Source organism: Amycolatopsis keratiniphila subsp. keratiniphila, assembly GCF_001620365.2.
Taxonomy (GTDB): domain Bacteria; phylum Actinomycetota; class Actinomycetes; order Mycobacteriales; family Pseudonocardiaceae; genus Amycolatopsis; species Amycolatopsis keratiniphila.
The window spans coordinates 208,469-226,776 of sequence record NZ_LQMT02000020.1 but is presented as its reverse complement, the minus strand read 5'-3'; the positions used below and the strand labels follow the sequence as shown (position 1 = coordinate 226,776).

At 69.9% G+C, this 18,308-nt stretch carries 19 protein-coding genes; 12 read left to right on the top strand and 7 right to left on the bottom strand.

The features are described 5' to 3' along the window. Window positions 1–18: 18 nt before the first annotated feature. On the top strand, window positions 19–756 hold the full coding sequence (locus tag AVR91_RS21275; protein WP_063272565.1) for an alpha/beta fold hydrolase: 738 nt from the start codon (window positions 19–21) through the stop codon (window positions 754–756). A gap of 112 nt (window positions 757–868) precedes the next feature. Further along, window positions 869–2,077, top strand: a complete 1,209-nt coding sequence (locus tag AVR91_RS21270) for a glycosyltransferase (RefSeq protein WP_063272566.1) — start codon at window positions 869–871, stop codon at window positions 2,075–2,077. 102 nt (window positions 2,078–2,179) lie between these two features. Here AVR91_RS21270 and AVR91_RS21265 read toward each other — a convergent pair whose 3' ends face one another. Then, window positions 2,180–3,019, bottom strand: a complete 840-nt coding sequence (locus AVR91_RS21265) for a phosphotransferase (RefSeq protein ID WP_063277122.1) — start codon at window positions 3,017–3,019, stop codon at window positions 2,180–2,182. Between the two features lie 135 nt (window positions 3,020–3,154). On the opposite strand from AVR91_RS21265, the gene ctaD reads away from it, so the two are divergent. From ctaD to AVR91_RS21240, 5 genes are all read left to right on the top strand, one after another. Further along, on the top strand, window positions 3,155–4,933 hold the full coding sequence (ctaD, locus tag AVR91_RS21260) for an aa3-type cytochrome oxidase subunit I (protein ID WP_016336801.1): 1,779 nt from the start codon (window positions 3,155–3,157) through the stop codon (window positions 4,931–4,933). An 87-nt stretch (window positions 4,934–5,020) separates the two neighbouring features. Further along, the gene (gene serB, locus AVR91_RS21255; protein ID WP_063277123.1) at window positions 5,021–6,250 is read left to right on the top strand and encodes a phosphoserine phosphatase SerB; all 1,230 of its coding nucleotides are present in this window, start codon (window positions 5,021–5,023) and stop codon (window positions 6,248–6,250) included. Continuing rightward, entirely contained in the window at window positions 6,247–7,005 is a 759-nt protein-coding gene (locus tag AVR91_RS21250; protein ID WP_063277124.1) for a peptidyl-tRNA hydrolase, read from the top strand. Before serB ends, AVR91_RS21250 begins: the two co-directional genes overlap by 4 nt. 16 nt (window positions 7,006–7,021) lie before the next feature. Beyond that, a complete protein-coding gene (locus AVR91_RS21245) occupies window positions 7,022–8,773 on the top strand; it encodes a serine/threonine-protein kinase (RefSeq protein ID WP_063277125.1) in 1,752 nt (583 codons plus the stop codon). An 11-nt stretch (window positions 8,774–8,784) separates the two neighbouring features. Further along, a complete protein-coding gene (locus AVR91_RS21240; protein WP_063277126.1) occupies window positions 8,785–9,189 on the top strand; it encodes an OsmC family protein in 405 nt (134 codons plus the stop codon). 72 nt (window positions 9,190–9,261) lie between these two features. On the opposite strand, the gene AVR91_RS21235 is transcribed toward AVR91_RS21240, so the two are convergent. The 3 genes from AVR91_RS21235 to AVR91_RS21225 form a co-directional block, all read right to left on the bottom strand. After that, window positions 9,262–9,615 (bottom strand): hypothetical protein, encoded by a 354-nt coding sequence (locus tag AVR91_RS21235; protein ID WP_016336796.1) that lies wholly within the window; start codon window positions 9,613–9,615, stop codon window positions 9,262–9,264. A gap of 57 nt (window positions 9,616–9,672) precedes the next feature. Further along, complete coding sequence (locus tag AVR91_RS21230; RefSeq protein ID WP_063277127.1) at window positions 9,673–11,730, bottom strand: ATP-dependent DNA helicase; 2,058 nt, start codon at window positions 11,728–11,730, stop codon at window positions 9,673–9,675. A gap of 125 nt (window positions 11,731–11,855) precedes the next feature. Further along, window positions 11,856–12,446 carry a biotin transporter BioY gene (locus AVR91_RS21225; protein WP_063277128.1) on the bottom strand — a complete coding sequence of 197 codons (591 nt, stop codon included), beginning with the start codon at window positions 12,444–12,446 and terminating at the stop codon, window positions 11,856–11,858. 142 nt (window positions 12,447–12,588) lie between these two features. Between AVR91_RS21225 and AVR91_RS21220 the strand changes: the two genes are divergently transcribed. Further along, window positions 12,589–13,254 carry a hypothetical protein gene (locus AVR91_RS21220; RefSeq protein WP_063277129.1) on the top strand — a complete coding sequence of 222 codons (666 nt, stop codon included), beginning with the start codon at window positions 12,589–12,591 and terminating at the stop codon, window positions 13,252–13,254. 70 nt (window positions 13,255–13,324) lie between these two features. Here AVR91_RS21220 and AVR91_RS21215 read toward each other — a convergent pair whose 3' ends face one another. The 3 genes from AVR91_RS21215 to AVR91_RS21205 are packed head-to-tail and all read right to left on the bottom strand — an operon-like array spanning window position 13,325 to window position 15,874. Then, complete coding sequence (locus AVR91_RS21215; RefSeq protein ID WP_063277130.1) at window positions 13,325–13,978, bottom strand: bifunctional 4-hydroxy-2-oxoglutarate aldolase/2-dehydro-3-deoxy-phosphogluconate aldolase; 654 nt, start codon at window positions 13,976–13,978, stop codon at window positions 13,325–13,327. Continuing rightward, entirely contained in the window at window positions 13,975–14,550 is a 576-nt protein-coding gene (locus AVR91_RS21210) for an isochorismatase family protein (RefSeq protein ID WP_016336791.1), read from the bottom strand. The genes AVR91_RS21215 and AVR91_RS21210 overlap by 4 nt, the downstream gene beginning before the upstream one ends. 19 nt (window positions 14,551–14,569) lie before the next feature. Continuing rightward, the gene (locus AVR91_RS21205; RefSeq protein ID WP_063277131.1) at window positions 14,570–15,874 is read right to left on the bottom strand and encodes a nicotinate phosphoribosyltransferase; all 1,305 of its coding nucleotides are present in this window, start codon (window positions 15,872–15,874) and stop codon (window positions 14,570–14,572) included. 74 nt (window positions 15,875–15,948) lie between these two features. On the opposite strand from AVR91_RS21205, the gene clpS reads away from it, so the two are divergent. The 4 genes from clpS to AVR91_RS21185 all read left to right on the top strand — a co-directional run bounded on the left by clpS (window position 15,949) and on the right by AVR91_RS21185 (window position 18,270). Next, window positions 15,949–16,248, top strand: coding sequence for an ATP-dependent Clp protease adapter ClpS (clpS, locus tag AVR91_RS21200; RefSeq protein ID WP_063277132.1), 300 nt, complete (start codon window positions 15,949–15,951; stop codon window positions 16,246–16,248). Beyond that, entirely contained in the window at window positions 16,245–16,802 is a 558-nt protein-coding gene (locus AVR91_RS21195; protein ID WP_007028265.1) for a DUF2017 domain-containing protein, read from the top strand. The genes clpS and AVR91_RS21195 overlap by 4 nt, the downstream gene beginning before the upstream one ends. Next, window positions 16,799–17,791 (top strand): P1 family peptidase, encoded by a 993-nt coding sequence (locus AVR91_RS21190; RefSeq protein WP_063277133.1) that lies wholly within the window; start codon window positions 16,799–16,801, stop codon window positions 17,789–17,791. The genes AVR91_RS21195 and AVR91_RS21190 overlap by 4 nt, the downstream gene beginning before the upstream one ends. Window positions 17,792–17,853: 62 nt before the next feature. Next, window positions 17,854–18,270: a Mov34/MPN/PAD-1 family protein gene (locus tag AVR91_RS21185; protein ID WP_063277134.1), complete on the top strand. Its 417-nt coding sequence runs from the start codon at window positions 17,854–17,856 to the stop codon at window positions 18,268–18,270. The last annotated feature ends 38 nt before the right edge of the window (window positions 18,271–18,308 follow it).

Sequence of the window (18,308 nt, the reverse complement as noted above, 5' to 3'; positions counted from 1 at the left end):
TGCGACAGAATTATCGCCATGAAGGATCTCCCGCTGGTATTGCTGCACGCCTTCCCCGTCGACGCCCGCATGTGGGACGCGGTCCGCGCGCCGCTCTCGGAACGTCTGCGGCTGATCACCCCCGACCAGCGAGGTCTCGGCCGCAGCCCGCTGCCGGAAACCGACCGGGAGCCGGACCTGGACGACGCCGCCCGCGACGTGGTCGCGCTGCTCGACCGGCTGGAACTCGACAAGGTCGTCCTCGGCGGCTGCTCGATGGGCGGCTACCTGACGATGGCCGTGCTGCGCCTCGCGCCGGAACGCGTGGGCGGGCTCGTGTTCATCGACACGAAGGCGACCGCCGACACCCCCGAGGCCGCGCAGGCCCGGCACGACGTCGCGGCCCGGGTCGAAGCGGAAGGCGCCGGCTGGATGCCCGAGGCCGTCACGCCCGGTTTGATCGCCGAGAAGGCGCGCCCGGAAGTGGCCGAACGGCTTCGCGAACTGATCACGACGCAGCCGCCGTCCGGGATCGCGTGGGCGGCGCGCGCGATGGCGGCCCGGCCCGATTCGCTCGAAACACTGCGCTCGGCGGATATTCCGGCGCTGGTCGTGGTCGGCGAAGAGGACGGCCTGACCCCGTTGGAAGCGGCGAACACCCTGGTGGAAACGCTGCCGGACGCGACATTGGTGGTGCTGCCGGAGGCGGGACATCTGACGCCGCTGGAGGATCCGGCCGGAGTCGTCGAAGCGATCTTGGGCTGGTATCCCGCGTAAGAAAAGGTTCCCCTCGCCCCTTTAAAGGTATAGCCGACCCCGGGGCTTGCGGCAAGCCCCCATTCCCGGTCCACAATTCGTGCCTTCACGTTTTTGCCGAAGGGGGATTCCCATGCGTGTACTCCTGTCCACTATCGGGACGAGGGGTGAGGTACAGCCGCTGGTGGCGCTGGCGGTGCGATTGCGGGAACTCGGCCAGGAGGTGCGGCTTTGCGCGCCGCCGGATTTCCGTGCGTGGGCCGAAGGTCTCGGGATCTCCTTCGCGCCGTTGGGGCCGGAACTGCGGTCGACGGCGAAACCGGATTCCGCGATGACCAAGGCGATGGCCACGCCGGAAGGGCGGCGCGCGATGGCCGAGGCCATGGTGGTGAACCAGTTCGAGACGATGCCGGACGTGGCCGAGGGCTGCGACGCCGTCGTCGCGGGAATGGCCTTGAACATCGCCGCCCATTCGGTGGCCGAGCGAAAGGGGATTCCTTATTTCTTCACCGCCTACTGCCCGATAACGCTGCCTTCGCTGCACCATCGTCCGCCCGTTTTCCCGGGGTGGGCGCCGAAGAATCCCGACGCCGACATCCCGGCTTTGTGGGCCGACGACGCGGAACGGTGGAACGAGCAATGGGGCGCCGTGCTCGACGCGCAGCGGAAACTGCTGGGCCTGGCACCGGTCGACGACGTGCGCGGGCATATCTTCACCGAGCGCCCGTGGCTGGCCGCCGATCCGGTGCTGGCGCCGTGGCGGGGTCCGTCGGCGCTGGACGTCCACCAGACCGGTGCCTGGCTCCTGCCGGACCACAGCCCGCTGTCGCCGGAACTCGAGGCGTTCCTCGACGACGGGGAACCGCCGGTCTACTTCGGATTCGGCAGCATCCGCGCCCCGGAGGAGATCGCGAAGGCGATGATCGAGGCGGCGAGGGCGCACGGGCGGCGGGCGATCGTGTTCCGCGGCTGGACCGAACTGGCGCTGATCGACGACGAACCCGACTGCATCGCGATCGGGGACGTCAACCAGCAGGCGCTGTTCCCGCGGGTCGCGGCCGTCGTGCATCACGGCGGCGCCGGCACGACCACGGCGGCGACCCGGGCCGGGGTGCCGCAGGTGCTGGTGCCGCAGATGTTCGACCAGCCCTACTTCGCGCAGCGGGTCCGGGAACTCGGGGTGGGGACGTCGATCACGGGGGAGCCCTCCGCCGAAGCGCTGACGCTCGCCCTGGGCGAGGTGCTGCGTCCTGAAGTCGCCTCGCGGGCCGGGCAGGTCGGCGGTGAGGTGCGGACGGACGGCGTCGACGTGGCGGCCGAGCTCCTGATGTCCGGCGTTTAGTCCTCTGGATGCGGGCTGGGGTGGGTCGTGAGTGGCGATTCGGGTTCTAACCCGAATCGCCACTCACGAGACCCCTTGGACGACATCGCCGCATCCAGAGGACTAAACGCGGGAGGAGAAGTAGCGCTCCAGGGCGGCTTCGGCCTCAGGGAGCCGCTCCGGGAACCGCTGCGCGATCACGAACCGCCACGGCACCTCGAACAACCGCCGCAACGCGATGAACGGCTCCAACGACGAAGGCGCCACGTCCGCCGGGTACGCGTCCAAGGTCGCGCGTCCGGCCTCCGCGTAGAGCACGCCGAGGTCCCAGCCGAGCGGCCCGCGCCAGGTGTCCTCGAAGTCGAGCCAGCACGGCCCGGCCGCGGTCGCGACGACGTTCCCCCGATGGGCGTCTCCGTGCAGCGGCCGCGGCTCGGAGTCCGGGAGCGCCGCCGTGACCCGTTCGAGTTCGTCGTACAGCCGGGGTGCCGCCTCGCCCAGGAGAGCACCGTGCCGGTCGAGCACCGTCCGGAGTTCACTGACGGGCCCGAGTTCGGGCAGTTCGCCGGGATAGTCCGCGAGCGCGTCGTGTACCCGGGCGAGGGAAAGCGCCACCTCGCGTGGCGACAGCGTGTGCCCCGGCTCGTGCGGTGTGTAGTGCCAGAGAGTGACCGGTAGCCCATTGGCGAAATGCGGTCCTGCCGGGGGATCCGTGGTCGGTGAGACGACGAGCACACCACGTTCCGTGAGGTACCTCGACAGCTCGACGTCGCGCGCGAGCCAGTCCTCGGGCGAGGGCCGGGCGAGCCGTGTCGTGCCGGGTACCCGTGCCACCACCGGACCCAGTCTCACCAGCACGTTCGACTTGAAATGGAGGACATCGGGACTGCCCGTCGGCAGCCCGTACCGGTCACCGACGGCGATCGCCGCGGCCACTCCCGCACGCGTGTGTTCGTCGGTCACGGCCCGATCTTGCCAGCCGGTGCGCGCGACTGTCGGTAGTGAGGGCTACGATCCCCACTAGCCGCCGGATTGGGCCTCGAACCCGCCCGGCGACCGCAAATTGACCACCACAAGGTTTGAGTGTTGGAGGCAGGAGTGACGGCCGTAGCCCCCAAGCCGATCGCCACGCGCCCGTATCCCGCGCGCGAGTCGGTTAAGGGTTCGTACCTGCTGCGGTTGTTCCGCACGACGGACCACAAGCAAATCGGCATCATGTACCTGGTCACGTCGTTCGCCTTCTTCATGGTGGGCGGCGCGATGGCGATGCTGATCCGCTCCGAGCTGGCGCGTCCCGGGCAGCAGTTCCTTTCGCAGGAGCAGTACAACCAGCTGTTCACCATGCACGGCACGATCATGCTGCTGCTGTACGCGACGCCGATCCTCTTCGGCTTCGCGAACTTCATCCTGCCGCTGCAGATCGGTTCGCCCGACGTCGCGTTCCCCCGGCTGAACGCGTTCTCGTACTGGCTGTACCTGTTCGGCGGCCTGATCGTGATGTCCGGCTTCCTGACCCCGGGTGGCGCCGCCGACTTCGGCTGGTTCGCCTACACCCCGCTGTCGGACGCCATCCACTCGCCCGGCGTCGGCGCCGACCTGTGGATCTCCGGTCTGGTCGTGTCCGGTCTCGGCACCATCCTCGGTGGCGTCAACATGATCACCACGGTGGTCTGCCTGCGCGCCCCCGGTATGACGATGTACCGGATGCCGATCTTCACCTGGAACATCCTGGTCACCAGCATCCTGATCCTGCTGGCGTTCCCGATCCTGACCGCGGCCCTGATGGGCCTGCTGGCGGACCGGCATCTCGGGGCGCACGTGTTCGACCCGGCCAACGGCGGCGTGATCCTCTGGCAGCACCTGTTCTGGTTCTTCGGCCATCCAGAGGTCTACATCGTCGCGCTACCGTTCTTCGGGATCGTGTCGGAGATCTTCCCGGTCTTCAGCCGCAAGCCGATCTTCGGCTACAAGGGCCTGGTCTGGGCGACGCTGGCGATCGCCGCGCTGTCGGTGGCCGTGTGGGCGCACCACATGTACGCGACCGGCGCCGTGCTGCTGCCGTTCTTCTCCTTCATGACCTTCTTGATCGCGGTCCCGACCGGCGTGAAGTTCTTCAACTGGATCGGCACGATGTGGAAGGGCCAGCTGTCCTTCGAGACGCCGATGATCTTCTCGATGGGCTTCATCGTCACGTTCCTCTTCGGCGGTCTGACCGGCATCATGCTGGCCGCGCCGGCGATCGACTTCCACGTGTCCGACAGCTACTTCGTCGTCGCGCACTTCCACTACGTGCTCTACGGCACGATCGTGTTCGCCACGTTCGCCGGGATCTACTTCTGGTTCCCGAAGATCACCGGCCGCATGATGGACGAGAAGCTCGGCAAGTGGCACTTCTGGACCACGTTCATCGGCTTCCACGCCACGTTCCTGGTTCAGCACTGGCTCGGCGCCGAAGGCATGCCGCGCCGGTACGCGGACTACCTGCAGTCCGACGGGTTCACGACGCTGAACACGATCTCCACGATCGGCGCGTACATCCTCGGTGCCTCGACGCTGCCGTTCATCTGGAACGTCTTCAAGAGCTACCGGTACGGCGAGATCGTCACGGTGGACGACCCGTGGGGCTACGGCAACTCGCTCGAATGGGCGACGTCCTGCCCGCCGCCGCGGCACAACTTCACCGAGCTGCCGCGGATCCGGTCCGAGCGTCCGGCGTTCGAGCTGCACTACCCGCACATGATGGAGCGCATCCACAAGGAGGGTGAGATCGGCTTCTTCGGGAAGCAGAAGGTCAACACCCACCGGGCGCCGTCCCAGGTGCTCACCGAGGCGGCCATGCCGGGTGACCACTCCGAGGACAACTCCAGCGAGAAGTGACCCGATAAGCGGAAATGGCGCGTGCCTTGCCTCACACAGGGGCAAGGCACGCGCCTTTTTGCTGCCCGGCTGAGGGAGACTGACCCCGTGACGCAGACACCAGTTCTCATCACCACCACCGGACCCGACAAGCCGGGTGTGTCCTCGGTGTTGTTCGCCGTGCTGTCGCGCCATGACGTGGACGTCCTGGACGTCGAGCAGGTCGTGATCCGCGGCCAGCTGGTGCTCGGTGTGCTCGCCGGGGTCTACCGCGACCCCGAGGGCCTGCAGGAGTACGTCGAGCAGGCGATGGCGTCGGTCGGGATGCAGGTCGAGGTGAAGATCGGCTCGGCCATCGGCGCCGACCCGTTCGCCATCGGCCAGAAGGACTCGACGCATGTCCTGCTGATGCTCGGCCGCCCGGTGACCGCGCGGGCCTTCTCCGACGTCGCGCGACGGCTCGCCGCGCTGGACGTCAACATCGACTCGATCCGCAGCGTCGCCGACTACCCGGTGACCGGGCTGGAGCTGTACGCCTCGCTCGCCCAGGACACTCCGGAGGCCGACGCCGCGCTGCGCACCGCGCTCGCGGACGCGGCCGTCGAGGCCGGGATCGACATCTCGGTCGAGCGGGCCGGGCTCGCCCGCCGCGCCAAGCGCCTGGTCGTCTTCGACGTGGATTCCACGCTCATCCAGGGCGAGGTCATCGAGATGCTCGGTGCGCACGCCGGGGTCGAACCGCAGGTCCGCGAGATCACCGAGGCCGCGATGCGCGGCGAGCTGAACTTCGGCGAGTCGCTGGAGCGCCGCGTCGCGCTGCTGGAAGGGCTGCCGGAGACGGTGCTGGACGAGGTCGCCGCGTCCATCGAGCTGACCCCGGGCGCGCGCACGACCATCCGCACGCTGAAGCGGATGGGCTTCCGCTGCGGGGTCGTCTCCGGCGGATTCACCAAGATCATCAAGTCCCTCGTGGACGACCTCGGCCTCGACTTCGCCGCCGCGAACGAGCTCGAAGTCGTCGACGGCAAGCTCACCGGCCGGGTGGTCGGGGACATCGTCGACCGGGCGGGCAAGGCGACGGCGCTGCGCCGCTTCGCCGAGGAGTACGAGATCTCGCTGGAGCAGTGCGTCGCGGTCGGTGACGGGGCGAACGACATCGACATGCTGTCGGTCGCCGGGATGGGTGTCGCCTTCAACGCCAAGCCCGCGCTGCGCGAGGTCGCCGACACCGCGCTTTCCCACCCGTACCTCGACGCCGTGCTGTTCCTGCTCGGGGTCACCAGGGCCGAGATCGAGGCGGCCGACGCGGCCGACGGTCTCGAGCTTTCCCGGCCATGAGCGTGCTGGAGCCGCTGGCCGCGCGCTACGCCCATTGGCTCGGCCTTCCTGCGGAAAGCACGGTGGACACCTCGGACGAGGATCCCGCCGAGGTCCGCGCCATGCCGGTGATCCTGCGGATGGAACGCGCCGAACCGCCGTCGCGGACCGCGTTGCTGGAGGCCGCCGCGGCGGCCGCGGTCGCGGTCTGTCTCGACGAACGCGCCCAGCCCGAAGGCGAATGGCACGAGCCGCTCAAGGCGTGGGTCGACGGCCGGATCCGCAAGGTCGCCCGGCGGGCGCGCGGCGCGCACTGGCAGGCGGTCCAAGAGCTGCCGGGTATCACGATCGAGGTCGACGGCGCCGAGGCGCGGGCGTTGCTGCCCGGCCGGGTCGTGGAGGCCCCGAAAGAGGTCTCGCGGTTGCAGATCTCCGGGAGCGAACTCCCCGCCGACGAGCCGGGGCCCGCGCTCGACGGTCTTCCGCGGTTGCTGCTGAACCCCGAAGTCTCGATGACCGTCGGCAAGGGCGCCGCTCAGGTCGGGCACGCGACGATGATCCTGGCCTCACTGCTCGACGAAGCCGAACTGGCCGCCTGGGCGGCGACGGGGTTCCGGTGCTCGGTGCGCACTCCGCCGGTCGCGACCTGGAAGGCGCTTTGCCCGGTCGAGGATCCCGAAGGTTCGTGGCGCCGTGACGGTGTCGTCGCGGTCCGGGACGCCGGGTTCACCGAAGTCGATCCCGGAACCGTCACGGTCATAGCCCAAAGGGCTTAGCTCCTATACTCCCCGCATGGGTGATCGGCTGATCGCCGGGCGCTACCGCTTGGAGGAGCGGATCGGCGCCGGGGGTATGGGGGTGGTCTGGCGTGCCACCGATCTGGACCTCGGGCGGGTCGTCGCTCTCAAGCGTTCGCAGGCCGGGGACAGCGGTCAGATCCGGCGCGAGGCACGGATCGGCGCGGGCCTGCATCATCCGAACGTGGTCACCGTCTTCGACGCCGTGATCGACGGTGACGATCGCTGGCTCGTGATGGAGTACCTGCCCTCGCGCAGCCTCGCCGACGTCATCGACTCGGACGGGCCGCTGCCGCCCGGCAGGGTGGCCAAGATCGGCGTCCAGCTCGCCGCGGCGCTCGCGGCGATGCACGAGAAGGGCATGGTCCACCGCGACCTCAAACCGGGCAACGTCCTGGTGGCCGACGACGGCACCGCCAAACTCACCGACCTGGGGATCGCGCAATGGGCGGAGGTCACCCGCACCGGCGGCGGCCTCGACGTCGGCACTCCCGGTTACGTCGCGCCCGAGATGGCCGAAGGGCGGCAGGCGGGTGCCGCGGCGGACGTCTTCTCGCTCGGCGCCACGTTGTTCGCCGCCGTCGAAGGCACCTCGGTGTGGGGAGACGCGAACGTGGGCCCGTTCGTGCAGCTTCGGCGGGCGACGGCGTACAGCCTGGAGCCGCTCCGGCGGGCGGGGCCGTTGGCGCCCGTGCTGACGGAACTGCTGCGGCGCAAACCCGGCGGGCGACCGAACGCCGTCCGCGCCGCCGAACTGCTGTCCGACGTCGCGGACGTCAGCGTTCCCGTACGGACGCGAAGGTTCCGGGTGAACAGACGTGCCGTCGTGATCGCGGCCGTCGCGGCGGTACTGATGCTGACGGGTGGCCTGCTCTACGCCACGAGGGAACCCGCGTCGATCGCGGCGGGCCCCACTCCCATGAACTCGGTCGGCGACCCGCGCACCGCCGACCCCTGCGCGCTGGTGGATCCGTCCGCGCTGAAGCACCTCGGGACTCCGCGGCTCGACACCGCCGGCGGCAACTTCAACGCCTGCGGTGTCCTGCTGAGGCTGACCCCGGACGAACAGGACGTCGTCGACGTCCGGCTCGAACTGACCATCCCGGGGTCGCCGATGCTGGAGAAGCCCCCGCCCGGGCAGCTGCGCGTGCGCGAGTGGCCGAGCGACACCGAAGAGAAGTGCCAGCGGGCCATCGAACTGCCGGACGGCAACCAGATCTGGGTGCACTCCCGGCATGTCCAGAACTGGCACGCACACCTGTGCGACTACGCCGACGCGGTCGCCTCGCACGCCGCCGGGGTGCTGAACCGCGGACCGCTCGAACGTCGTCCGGCCCCTTTCCCCGCGGGTTCGCTCGGGACCCTCGACGCCTGCGCGCTGGGCGGGAACCTGCCGCAGGCGATCATCGGCGGCCCGGCGACGCCGGATCCGGTCTTCGGCAACTGGGAGTGCTACTGGAACCATCGTGAGACCGCGGTGACGATCCGGTTCGAACGGGAACGGGCGCCGTTCGAGGACGACGGCAGACGCGTCGCTCTCGGATCGCGGGAAGCCTTCGTCGAGGTCTCTTCCGAGTGGAAGGCTTGTCAGGCGGAGATCCCGCACCGGGGCTTCACCGGCGACGGTCGTGCCATGATCGAGACGGTGGAGATCTACGTCGCGAGCAAGGTCAAGCCGCCGCAGGAGATGTGCCCGGCCGCGGAACGGCTCGCCGGCGAGATCGCCCCCAGGCTGCCGCCACTCTGAAAGGGAAGACCGTGTCTTTGGAAGTCCAGCGCGACGGTGAGCATCGCTTCATCGGCCGCAACGAACGCGGTGCCGAGGTCGTGATCGGCCGCAAGGGCGCCGAGGGCGCCTTCTCACCCGCCGAACTGCTGCAGATCGCGGCGGCGGGCTGTTCGGCCGTCACCGCCGAGAACCTCATCACGCGCCGGATCGGTGAGGACTCGAAGTTCCGGGTCGGTGTGACCGCGGATCGGCGCGAAGACGCTTCGGAGCTCGACGCGGTCCATGTGGCCTTCGATGTCGACGTGTCCTCGCTGCCCGCTTCGGAGCGCGAGGCTCTGGCGGCGGCGGTGGATCGCGCCATCGAGCGGCTGTGCACGGTGAGCCGGACGCTGAAGAAGGGCATCCCGGTCACGGAAAGCTTCCCCGTCGAGTAGCCGCCTCCGGATGCTATGAACGGTCCGTTCCTTGCAAAATTTGCAAGGAACGGACCGTTCATAGCACTCGGCTCAGTGTTTGGCGGCGTGGCCTTCGGCGCTCCAGACCACGTACGCCTCGTCGGCGTCGGTGGTCATGGCCTCGATGAACTTCTCGTTGTCGAAGCCGGGCAGTGTCTGCAACCGCTCGATCAGCGCGTCGGCGGCCGGGTCGCCGCTGGGGATCGCGGTGCCCTTCCCGTCGGCGCCGGCGAGCATGAAGAAGACGTCTTCCTTCCACGGGCCTTCAGGGATCACTCTGACCACCACCGCGGACAGCTCGGACCACGTGACGGCTTCTTCGCTGCCGTCCGCGAGCTGGCGCCGCACTCCGGTGTCATCGACGCTGACGGTCCGGGATTGTGCGTTGGGCGACTCCTGGGACAACCGGTTCTCCCTGTCTTCGGCGTTCCGTTAACGGTACTCGGCCGTGTTCCAGGCCACTCAGGCCGGGGCGGCCGCGTCGAGGCGGCGCAGCGCGTCGCGGGCGACCTTCGGGTCCATGGTCGGCCAGAACGGCGGCAGCGAGGCACGGAGGAATCCGCCGTAGCGGGCGGTGGCCAGCCGCGAATCCAGGATCGCCACGACCCCGCGATCGGTGACCGAACGGTGCAGCCGTCCGGTGCCCTGCGCGAGCAGCAGCGCGGCATGCGTGGCCGCGACGGTGAGGAACCCGTTGCCGCCCCTGGCTTCCACGGCCCGCTGCCGGGCCGACGAGACCGGATCGTCCGGGCGGGGGAACGGGATCCTGTCGACCACGACGAGCTGGAGCGACGGCCCGGGAACATCGACGCCCTGCCACAGCGACAGCGTGCCGAACAGGCAGGTGCGCGCGTCCTCGGAGAACTTCTGCACCAGCAGGCCGGTGGCGTCGTCGCCCTGGCAGAGGATCGGCAGGTCGAGCCGCTCCCGCATCTCCTCCGTCGCCTGCTTCGCCGCGCGCATCGAGGAGAACAGGCCGAGCGTGCGCCCGCCCGCGGCCTCGATGAGCTCGGCCAGCTCGTCCATGGTCGAAGGCTGCAACCCGTCCCTGCCCGGCGGCGGCAGGTGTTTGGCCAGGTAAAGGATGCCGTTGCGTTTGTGGTCGAACGGCGAACCGACGTCGAGGCCGGTCCACTTCGGGCCGTCGGCCTCGTCACTGTCCGCGGGGGCGGCCTTGTCCGTCGCCGCGCCCGGCGCCTTCTCGACCCTGGCCCCGCCGGGCGGGAGACCCCATTGGCGAGCCATGGTGTCGAACGTGCCGCCCAAGGTCAGCGTCGCCGAGGTGAGGACGGTCGTGTGCTGGTTGAAAACCCGCTCCCGCAGCAGGCCGGCGACACCCAGCGGAGCGACCTTCAGCGCGGGCGGGCGCGGGTTCGTGGAGAAACGGTCCCCGGTCAGCCAGACGACGTCACGCTGATGCGCCTTGTCGTCGTCGAAGGCCTCGAGCAGGCGGACCGCGGTGTCGTGGACTTCTTCGAGCAGCGATCGCGCGAGCTTGCGGGCCGTGGCCTCGTCGACGTCCTCCTTGCGGTCCTTACCGAGCGAGGTGAGGCAGCGATGCGCGGCGTCGCGGACCGCGGGGATCGCGCCGGTGAGGGCCTGCGGCAGCGAGTCCATACGGCCCGAGGGCAGGTCGTCGAGGATCAGCGCCAACCCGTCGCTCGCCTCCAGCAGCTGATCGGCGACCTCGTCGTCGACCAGTTTCCCGCAGCGCCGGGCGGCGGCGGAGACCATGCCGCTGGTCAGCTCGCCGGTCGCCACCGAGGTCACGCGGTCCACCAGGTCGTGCGCCTCGTCGATGATCACCAGATCGTGCTCGGGGAGCACCTGATAGCCCTGCAGCGCGTCGATCGCCAGCAGCGCGTGGTTGGTGATCACGACGTCGGCCTTGCCCGCCTCGGCGCGGGACCGCTCGGCGAAACAGTCCGTGCCGATGGGACAGCGAGACGCGCCCAGGCATTCCTTGGCGGTGACGGACACCTGGCGCCACGCCTGGTCCGAGACGCCGGGGACCAGCTCGTCGCGATCGCCGGTTTCGGTGTCGGAGGACCATTCCCGCAGCCGGGTGACCTCCTTGCCGAGCCGGGAGACGGCGAACGGGTCGAACAGCTGCTGGTCTTCCGGCTCGTCCGGGGCGCCGGAATCGAGCCGGTGGAGGCAGAGGTAGTTACGGCGGCCCTTGAGGATCGCGAAGGTGGGCTCGCGGCCGAGGGGCTTCTTGAGTGCCTTCGCCAGCCGGGGGAGATCCCGGTCGACGAGCTGGCGCTGCAGCGCGATGGTGGCCGTGGAGACCACGACCGTGGCCTCCTTCTCGACCGCGTGCCGGATCGCGGGGACGAGGTAGGCCAACGATTTCCCGGTGCCCGTGCCCGCCTGGACGGCCAGATGCTCGCCGGTGCGGATGGCGCGGCCGACGGCGTCCGCCATCTTGACCTGGCCCTCGCGCTCGGCACCGCCCACGGACTCGACCGCGTGGGTCAGGAGTTCGAGGACACCGGGGAAATCAGCACGGGAGGGCACGGGACAAGACGATAGCCGGGGGCACCGTCAAGATCGTCCGCCCCGTGCAATGAACGGTCCGTTCCTTGCGAAATTTGCAAGGAACGGACCGTTCATGGCAGCTCGTGGGGCGGTGAAAGGGCCGGTCACGACTCCTTGCGGAAGCGCGAGACCAGCGCCCAGGTGCCCGGAAGCAGCGCCGCGGCGGCGGCGATCTTCAGCGCGTCCCCGATCAGGAACGGCACGACACCCTTCTCGAGCGCGGTCGACAGGCCCATGCCGGTCGACGCCATCAGCCACGGCACACCGACCGAGTAGATGGCGAGGTTGCCCAGCACCATCGTCCCCGCCGTGCGCAGCGGCGTGCGGTCCCCGCCGCGGCCGGCGAGCGCGCCCACCAGTGCGCCCGCGAGCACGAAGCCGACGATGTAGCCGGCGCTGGCGCCGAACAGGCCCGAAGAACCGTTCTGGAACCAGCCGAACCCGGCCGCGCCGACGGCGAGGTACAGCGCCATCGACAGCGCGCCGCGCTTCCAGCCGAGTGCGGCGCCGACCAGCAGGGCGGCGAAGGTCTGGCCGGTCATCGGCACCGGCGAGCCGGGCACCGGGATCAGGATCTGCGCGGCCGCGCCGGTCAGGGCGGCACCACCGGCGACCAGGACCGCGTCACGGACCAGGGCGCCGGGAACGAGGTCGGCGAGAACCGGGCGGGTGCCGGTCACGGACAGCGAAGACACTCAGACCTCCTATGAGTACACGAATGTGAACCGAGGTTAACGTCAGATGGCGGCACGCGGACCGAATGTCGGGCACCTCACGATCCACTCGACCGGGTGCACGACCCTGCACGGGGCAGGCGGTTGGTGGAGGCTGCCGGACATGAGGAAACCCGTTTCGAGGCTGTTGTCGGTGACGATGCTGACCGGGGCGCTGGTGACCGGAGGCCCGGCGGTCGCGTCGGCCGATCCGGTGCCCGCGACGGCGTCCGCGTCGGTGGGTTCGCTCGACGTGGAGATCGGCGGCGAGCACGTGGTCACCGGCGAGCTGGCGCCGTGCGACGTCGACGGTCCCTTGAACGCGAAGACCCAGGGCGGGTCCACCGGCGACTTCGCCCGGTTCGGCGGCGGTGAGTCGCGCTGCGGCCGGAACGGCGCGGCGGCGATCGGCGAGGCGGCCGGGCGGCGCTTCGAGACCACCCTGCTCAAGCGGTTCGGCGGCCCGGTGCTCAAGGTCCGCACGTTCATGGCCAAATGCAGCACCACCCAGGACGGCAGCCTCGGCTACATCGAGTTCGGCGACGTCAGCGGGTTCACGCTGCCGGAGAACATCCCGCAGAACTACCGGCTGACCATCGCCGGCGGCAAGGGCGGGACGGCGCTGGCGTCGCTCACGGTCAACGAGACCGTCACGCCGACGCCGCCCGACGGCAGCCTCGTGACGCACATGCTGCACATCAAGCTGTTCCCGCAGGGCGGCGGACCGGCGAAGGGCGACATCTACCTCGGGACCGCGCGCTGCGACCCGTACGGTAAGAAGAAGCCCTGACCCTCCCGCGTTTCGTCCTCTGAATGCGGTCCTTGCACACGCAAGTACCGCATTCAGAGGACGAAACGCGTCAGGTGCGCGAGACGTACTTCGCGGCCGCGGCGACGAACTCGCCCGCCCGGGTCGCGAGGTCGGTCAGCGAGCCACTGGAGGTGAGCGCGTCGCCGACCAGCGGAGTGGCGGCCGCGACGGCGATCGAGCCCGACTCGAGGTACTTCGCGACTTCGGCCAGGTGGACGCCGCCCGTGGGGACGAGCGGGATGTCCGGCATCGGCGCCCGGATTGCCCGCAGGTACGCGATGCCCCCGACGGCCGCGATCGGGAACACCTTCACCGCCGCCGCGCCGAGACGCCATGCCTGGTCGATCTCGGTCGGGGTCAGCGCGCCGCAGATCACCGGCAGCCCGCGTTCGTGCGCGCGCTCCATGACCAGCGGGTTCACCGTCGGCGTGACCAGGAACGTCGCACCGGCGTCCGCCGCTTTGTCCACATCGGACACCTCGCGCACGCTCCCGGCGCCGACGTACGCGTCGTCGCCGAGCTTCTTCCGGATGGTCGAGATGGCGTCCGTGGCGCCCGGCGTGGTCAACGCCGCTTCGAGCACCCGCACGCCCGCCGCGTGCAGCACCGTCGCGGCGTCGGCGAACCGGCTCGCGTCCGCGGCCCGCAGGATCGCGACCAGCCGGTTTTCGATCAAGGTGTCCTGGAGGTCGTGCTGGATCATGCGGCGGGGACCGGCGCCTTCCCGGTGTAGGTCACGCCCGCCTCGTCGAAGTCCTTCAGCGCGGCGTCGACCGTCGGCTGCGAACCGCCGACCGTGAGGTCGAGCAGCACCCGCACGGTGAAGCCCGCCTTCGCCGCGTCGAGCGCCGTCGCGCGGACGCAGAAGTCGGTCGCGATGCCGACGACGTCGACCTCGGTGACGTCGTGCTCCTTCAGCCACGCGTCGAGTGTCTTGCCGTCGCGCGCGTTGCCCTCGAAGCCGGAGTACGCGGCCGTGTACTCGCCCTTGGAGAACACCTCGCTGATCGGGACCACGTCGAGCGCGGGGTGGAACGACGCGCCGGAGGTGCCCGCGACGCAGTGCCGCGGCCAGCTGTCCTTGAAGTCCGGCGTCTCGCTGAAGTGGTCGCCCGGGTCGATGTGGTAGTCGCGAGTGGCGACGACGTGCGCGTAGCCACCCTCCGCGGCCTGCTTGGAGATCGCTTCGGCGGCGGCGGCGCCACCGGGCAGGCCGAGCGACCCGCCTTCGCAGAAGTCGTTCTGCACATCGACCACGATCAAGGCGGTCCCCATGTGTTGCTCCTGAGTCTCTTTAGACGAATACGGTCGGGATGGCGGGCTCCCCGTGCGAGAGCTTGAGGCCTTCCCACGGAAGGCTCACCAGCGCCCGCCGAAGCCGCTGGCGCGCGTCGTCCAGCGTGGGCAAATCATCCACCGTCCGGCCGTCCCGGACCAGCGGAATCTGCAATTCGTGGTCGTTCGGTCCCCGTTCCGGGACCGGCGAGGCGGCCGTCCAGATCACCTCTTCGACGGCGGTGCCGGTCTCGCGGTGCCGCCGCAGCGCGGATTTCCGCCCGCCGCGGGATTCCTTGTGCGCGCTGCGCTTGGCGACCGGTTTGCCGTCGACCTCGACGAGCTTGTAGACCATCCCCGCGGTCGGCGCGCCGGAACCGGTGACGACCGAGGTGCCGACGCCGTACGCGTCGACGGGTTCCGCCCGCAGCGCCGCGATCGCGTGCTCGTCGAGGTCGCCCGACACCACGATGCGGGTGTCCTTGGCGCCGAGGGCGTCCAGTTGCTCGCGGGCCTTGCGCGCCAGCGGGCCCACGTCGCCGGAGTCGATGCGGATCGCGCCGAGTTCGGTGCCCGCCACCCGGACGGCCGTTTCGATGCCCTTGGTGATGTCGTAGGTGTCCACCAGGAGGGTGGTGTCGGCGCCCATCTTGTCCACCTGCGCGCGGAACGCCTGCTCTTCGCTGTCGTGCAGCAACATGAACGCGTGCGCGACCGTGCCCCGCGTCGGGATGCCGTAGCGGCGCCCGGCTTCGAGGTTGGACGTCGTGGCGAACCCGGAGAGGTACGCGGCCCGCGCGGCGGCGACGGCGGCGTACTCGTGCGTGCGGCGGCCGCCCATCTCGATGATCGGCCTGCCGTGCGCGGCGCCCGACATCCGCGCCGCCGCGGACGCGATCGCGCTGTCGTGGTTGAGGATCGAGAGGATCAGCGTCTCCAGCACGACGGCCTCGCCGAAGGAACCGGTTACGGTCATGATCGGGGAGCCGGGGAAGTACAGCTCGCCCTCGGGGTAGCCGTCGACGTTCCCCGAGAAGGAGTAGTCAGCGAGCCACGAAAGGGTGGCGTCGTCGACCACGGCCGTCGCTTCCAGCTGGCTCAGCTCGGCGTCGGTGAACCGGAAGTCCGCGATCGCGTCGAGGACCCGGCCGGTGCCCGCGACGACGCCGTAGCGGCGGCCGTCGGGCAGACGACGTGCGAAGACCTCGAAGACGCAAGGCCGGTCCGCCGTCCCGTCGGACAGGGCGCTGGCCAGCATGGTCAGCTCGTAGTGGTCGGTGAGCAGCGCGGTGCTGGCGCCAGTGGCCGCCTCGGGGAAACCCATGGCACCAGCCTATTCACCCACATGGCCGGACCTGCCAGCCCGTACCGGATCGGGCCCGTGACACCATGGAGTGCATGTCCACGCCTGTCGCATCCGAGCAGACGCAGGTTGATCCACAGGGAGTAGAAATCGTCTCTGAGGACAAACCCTGGCGGACGGTCGTCTGGAACGATCCGGTGAACCTCATGTCGTACGTGACGTACGTGTTCCAGAAGCTGTTCGGTTACAGCCGGGACCACGCGACGAAGCTGATGCTCGACGTGCACCAGAAGGGCAAGGCGATCGTGTCCTCCGGATCCAAGGAGAAGGTGGAGACCGACGTCGCGAAACTGCACGCGGCCGGCCTCTGGGCGACCATGGAGCAGCCTTCATGAACGGATGGCGCCGCAAGGGCGAGACCATCGTCGCCGGGTTCGAGCAGCAGGAGGCCGCGGTGCTGCGCGGCCTGGTCAGCCAGCTGGAGGACATGCTCACCGCGCGCGCCGAGGAGGCGCCGCAGGACGAGCTCGCGGAGCTGACCGGCATCCGCACCGGCCCGACCGAATCGCCGGACGACCCGGTGCTTTCGCGGCTGCTGCCGGATTTCCACAAGCTCGACCCGGACAACCCGACCCGCGAGGACATCGACTCGGCCGCCGCGATGCGGTCGATCCACGAGCCCGAGCTGCTGGACAAGAAGGTCGGCGTCGCGAAGATCGTGCTGGACACCCTGCCGCGTGACGGCGGGAACGTGCGGCTGACCTTCGAGCAGGCCGACGCGTGGCTGGGCGCGCTCAACGACGTCCGGCTGGCGCTGGGCACCGCGCTCGACGTCACCGAGGACATGCCCGACGAACTGCCCGAGGACGATCCGCGCGCGCCGCATCTCGGCGTCTACCACTGGCTGACCTGGGTTCAGGAGACCCTCATCCAGTCGCTGACGTCATGATCACCGACGTTCCCGGCGTGCTGGTCGGGCACCACGAGCGGGTCGGCGACGGCTGGGCGACCGGGACGACGGTCGTGCTCGTGCCCGGCGGCGCCGTCGGGGCCGTCGACCAGCGCGGCGGCGCGCCCGGCACGCGCGAGACCAACCTGCTGGAGCCGGAGAACCTGGTCCAGCACGTCAACGCGATCTGCCTGTCCGGCGGGAGTGCGTACGGACTGGCCGCCGCGGACGGCGTCATGCGGTGGCTCGCCGAGCGGAACCAGGGCATCCCGGTGGGATCCCAGCCGCACGAGGTGGTGCCGATCGTGCCCGCCGCGGTGTTGTTCGACCTGCCGCGAAGTGACTGGGGAAACCGTCCGGACGCCTCCTTCGGCTACGCGGCGTGCCAAGCGGCCAAGGACGGCCCGGTGCCGTCGGGGACCGTCGGCGCGGGCGCCGGGGCGAAGGCGGGATCACTCAAAGGCGGGATCGGCACGGCCTCGGAGAAGGTCGGGGAGTTCACCGTCGGCGTGGTCGCCGCCGTGAACGCCGCCGGCGAGGCCGTCGATCTCTCGACCGGCCGCGCGTACGCGGCGGATCACGAGGTCGACGGCGAGTTCGGCGTCCGCTGGCCCGACCGGCCCGGCGACGTCGAGACGAAGGCCGCGGGACTCAACACCACCATCGGCGTGGTCGCGGTCGACGCGGCGCTGTCCAAGGCGGAGGCGCGACGCCTCGCGGTGGCGGCTCAGGACGGCCTCGCCAGGGCGGTGCGGCCCGCGCACACGATGTTCGACGGCGACACGGTGTTCGCGCTGGCGACCGGCGACCGGGAGCTGCCCGGTGGTGCGGGCCCCGTCGCGGCGGCGCGGCGCGCGTTGGTGCTGGACAAGCTGTGCTCGGCGGCCGCGCGGGTGTTCGGGCGGGCGATGGTGCACGGTGTGCTCTCCGCCACTTCGTCGGGGGACATGCGGGCGTACCGGGACGTCTGGCCCGAAGCCTTCTCCTGACCGGCCGGGGTGCCGAGTGGCGGCAATCTCAGAGTATGGACCGGCTCTGTCCAGCACCTAAGATGGGCGACGTGCTCCGGATCCGCCGTGAACTCGTCGACGAGATCGTCGCCCATGCCCGTCGTGACCATCCCGATGAGGCGTGCGGGGTGATCGCCGGTCCCGAGGGATCGGACAGCCCCGAGCGGTACATCCCGATGCTGAACGCGGCGCGCTCGCCCACGTTCTACGAATTCGACTCGGGTGATCTGCTCAAGCTCTACCGGGAGATGGACGCCAACGACGAGGTGCCGGTGGTCATCTACCACTCGCACACCGCGACCGACGCCTACCCGTCCCGCACCGATGTCTCGTACGCCTCGGAACCCGACGCGCACTACGTGCTCGTTTCCACCAAGGACCCCGATTCGCATCAGTTCCGGTCGTACCGGATCGTGGACGGGGAGATCACCGAGGAGCCCGTCGAGATCGTCGGCTGAACCCGCCCCGTCCGGGAATAACCCGGACCGGCCCGAAC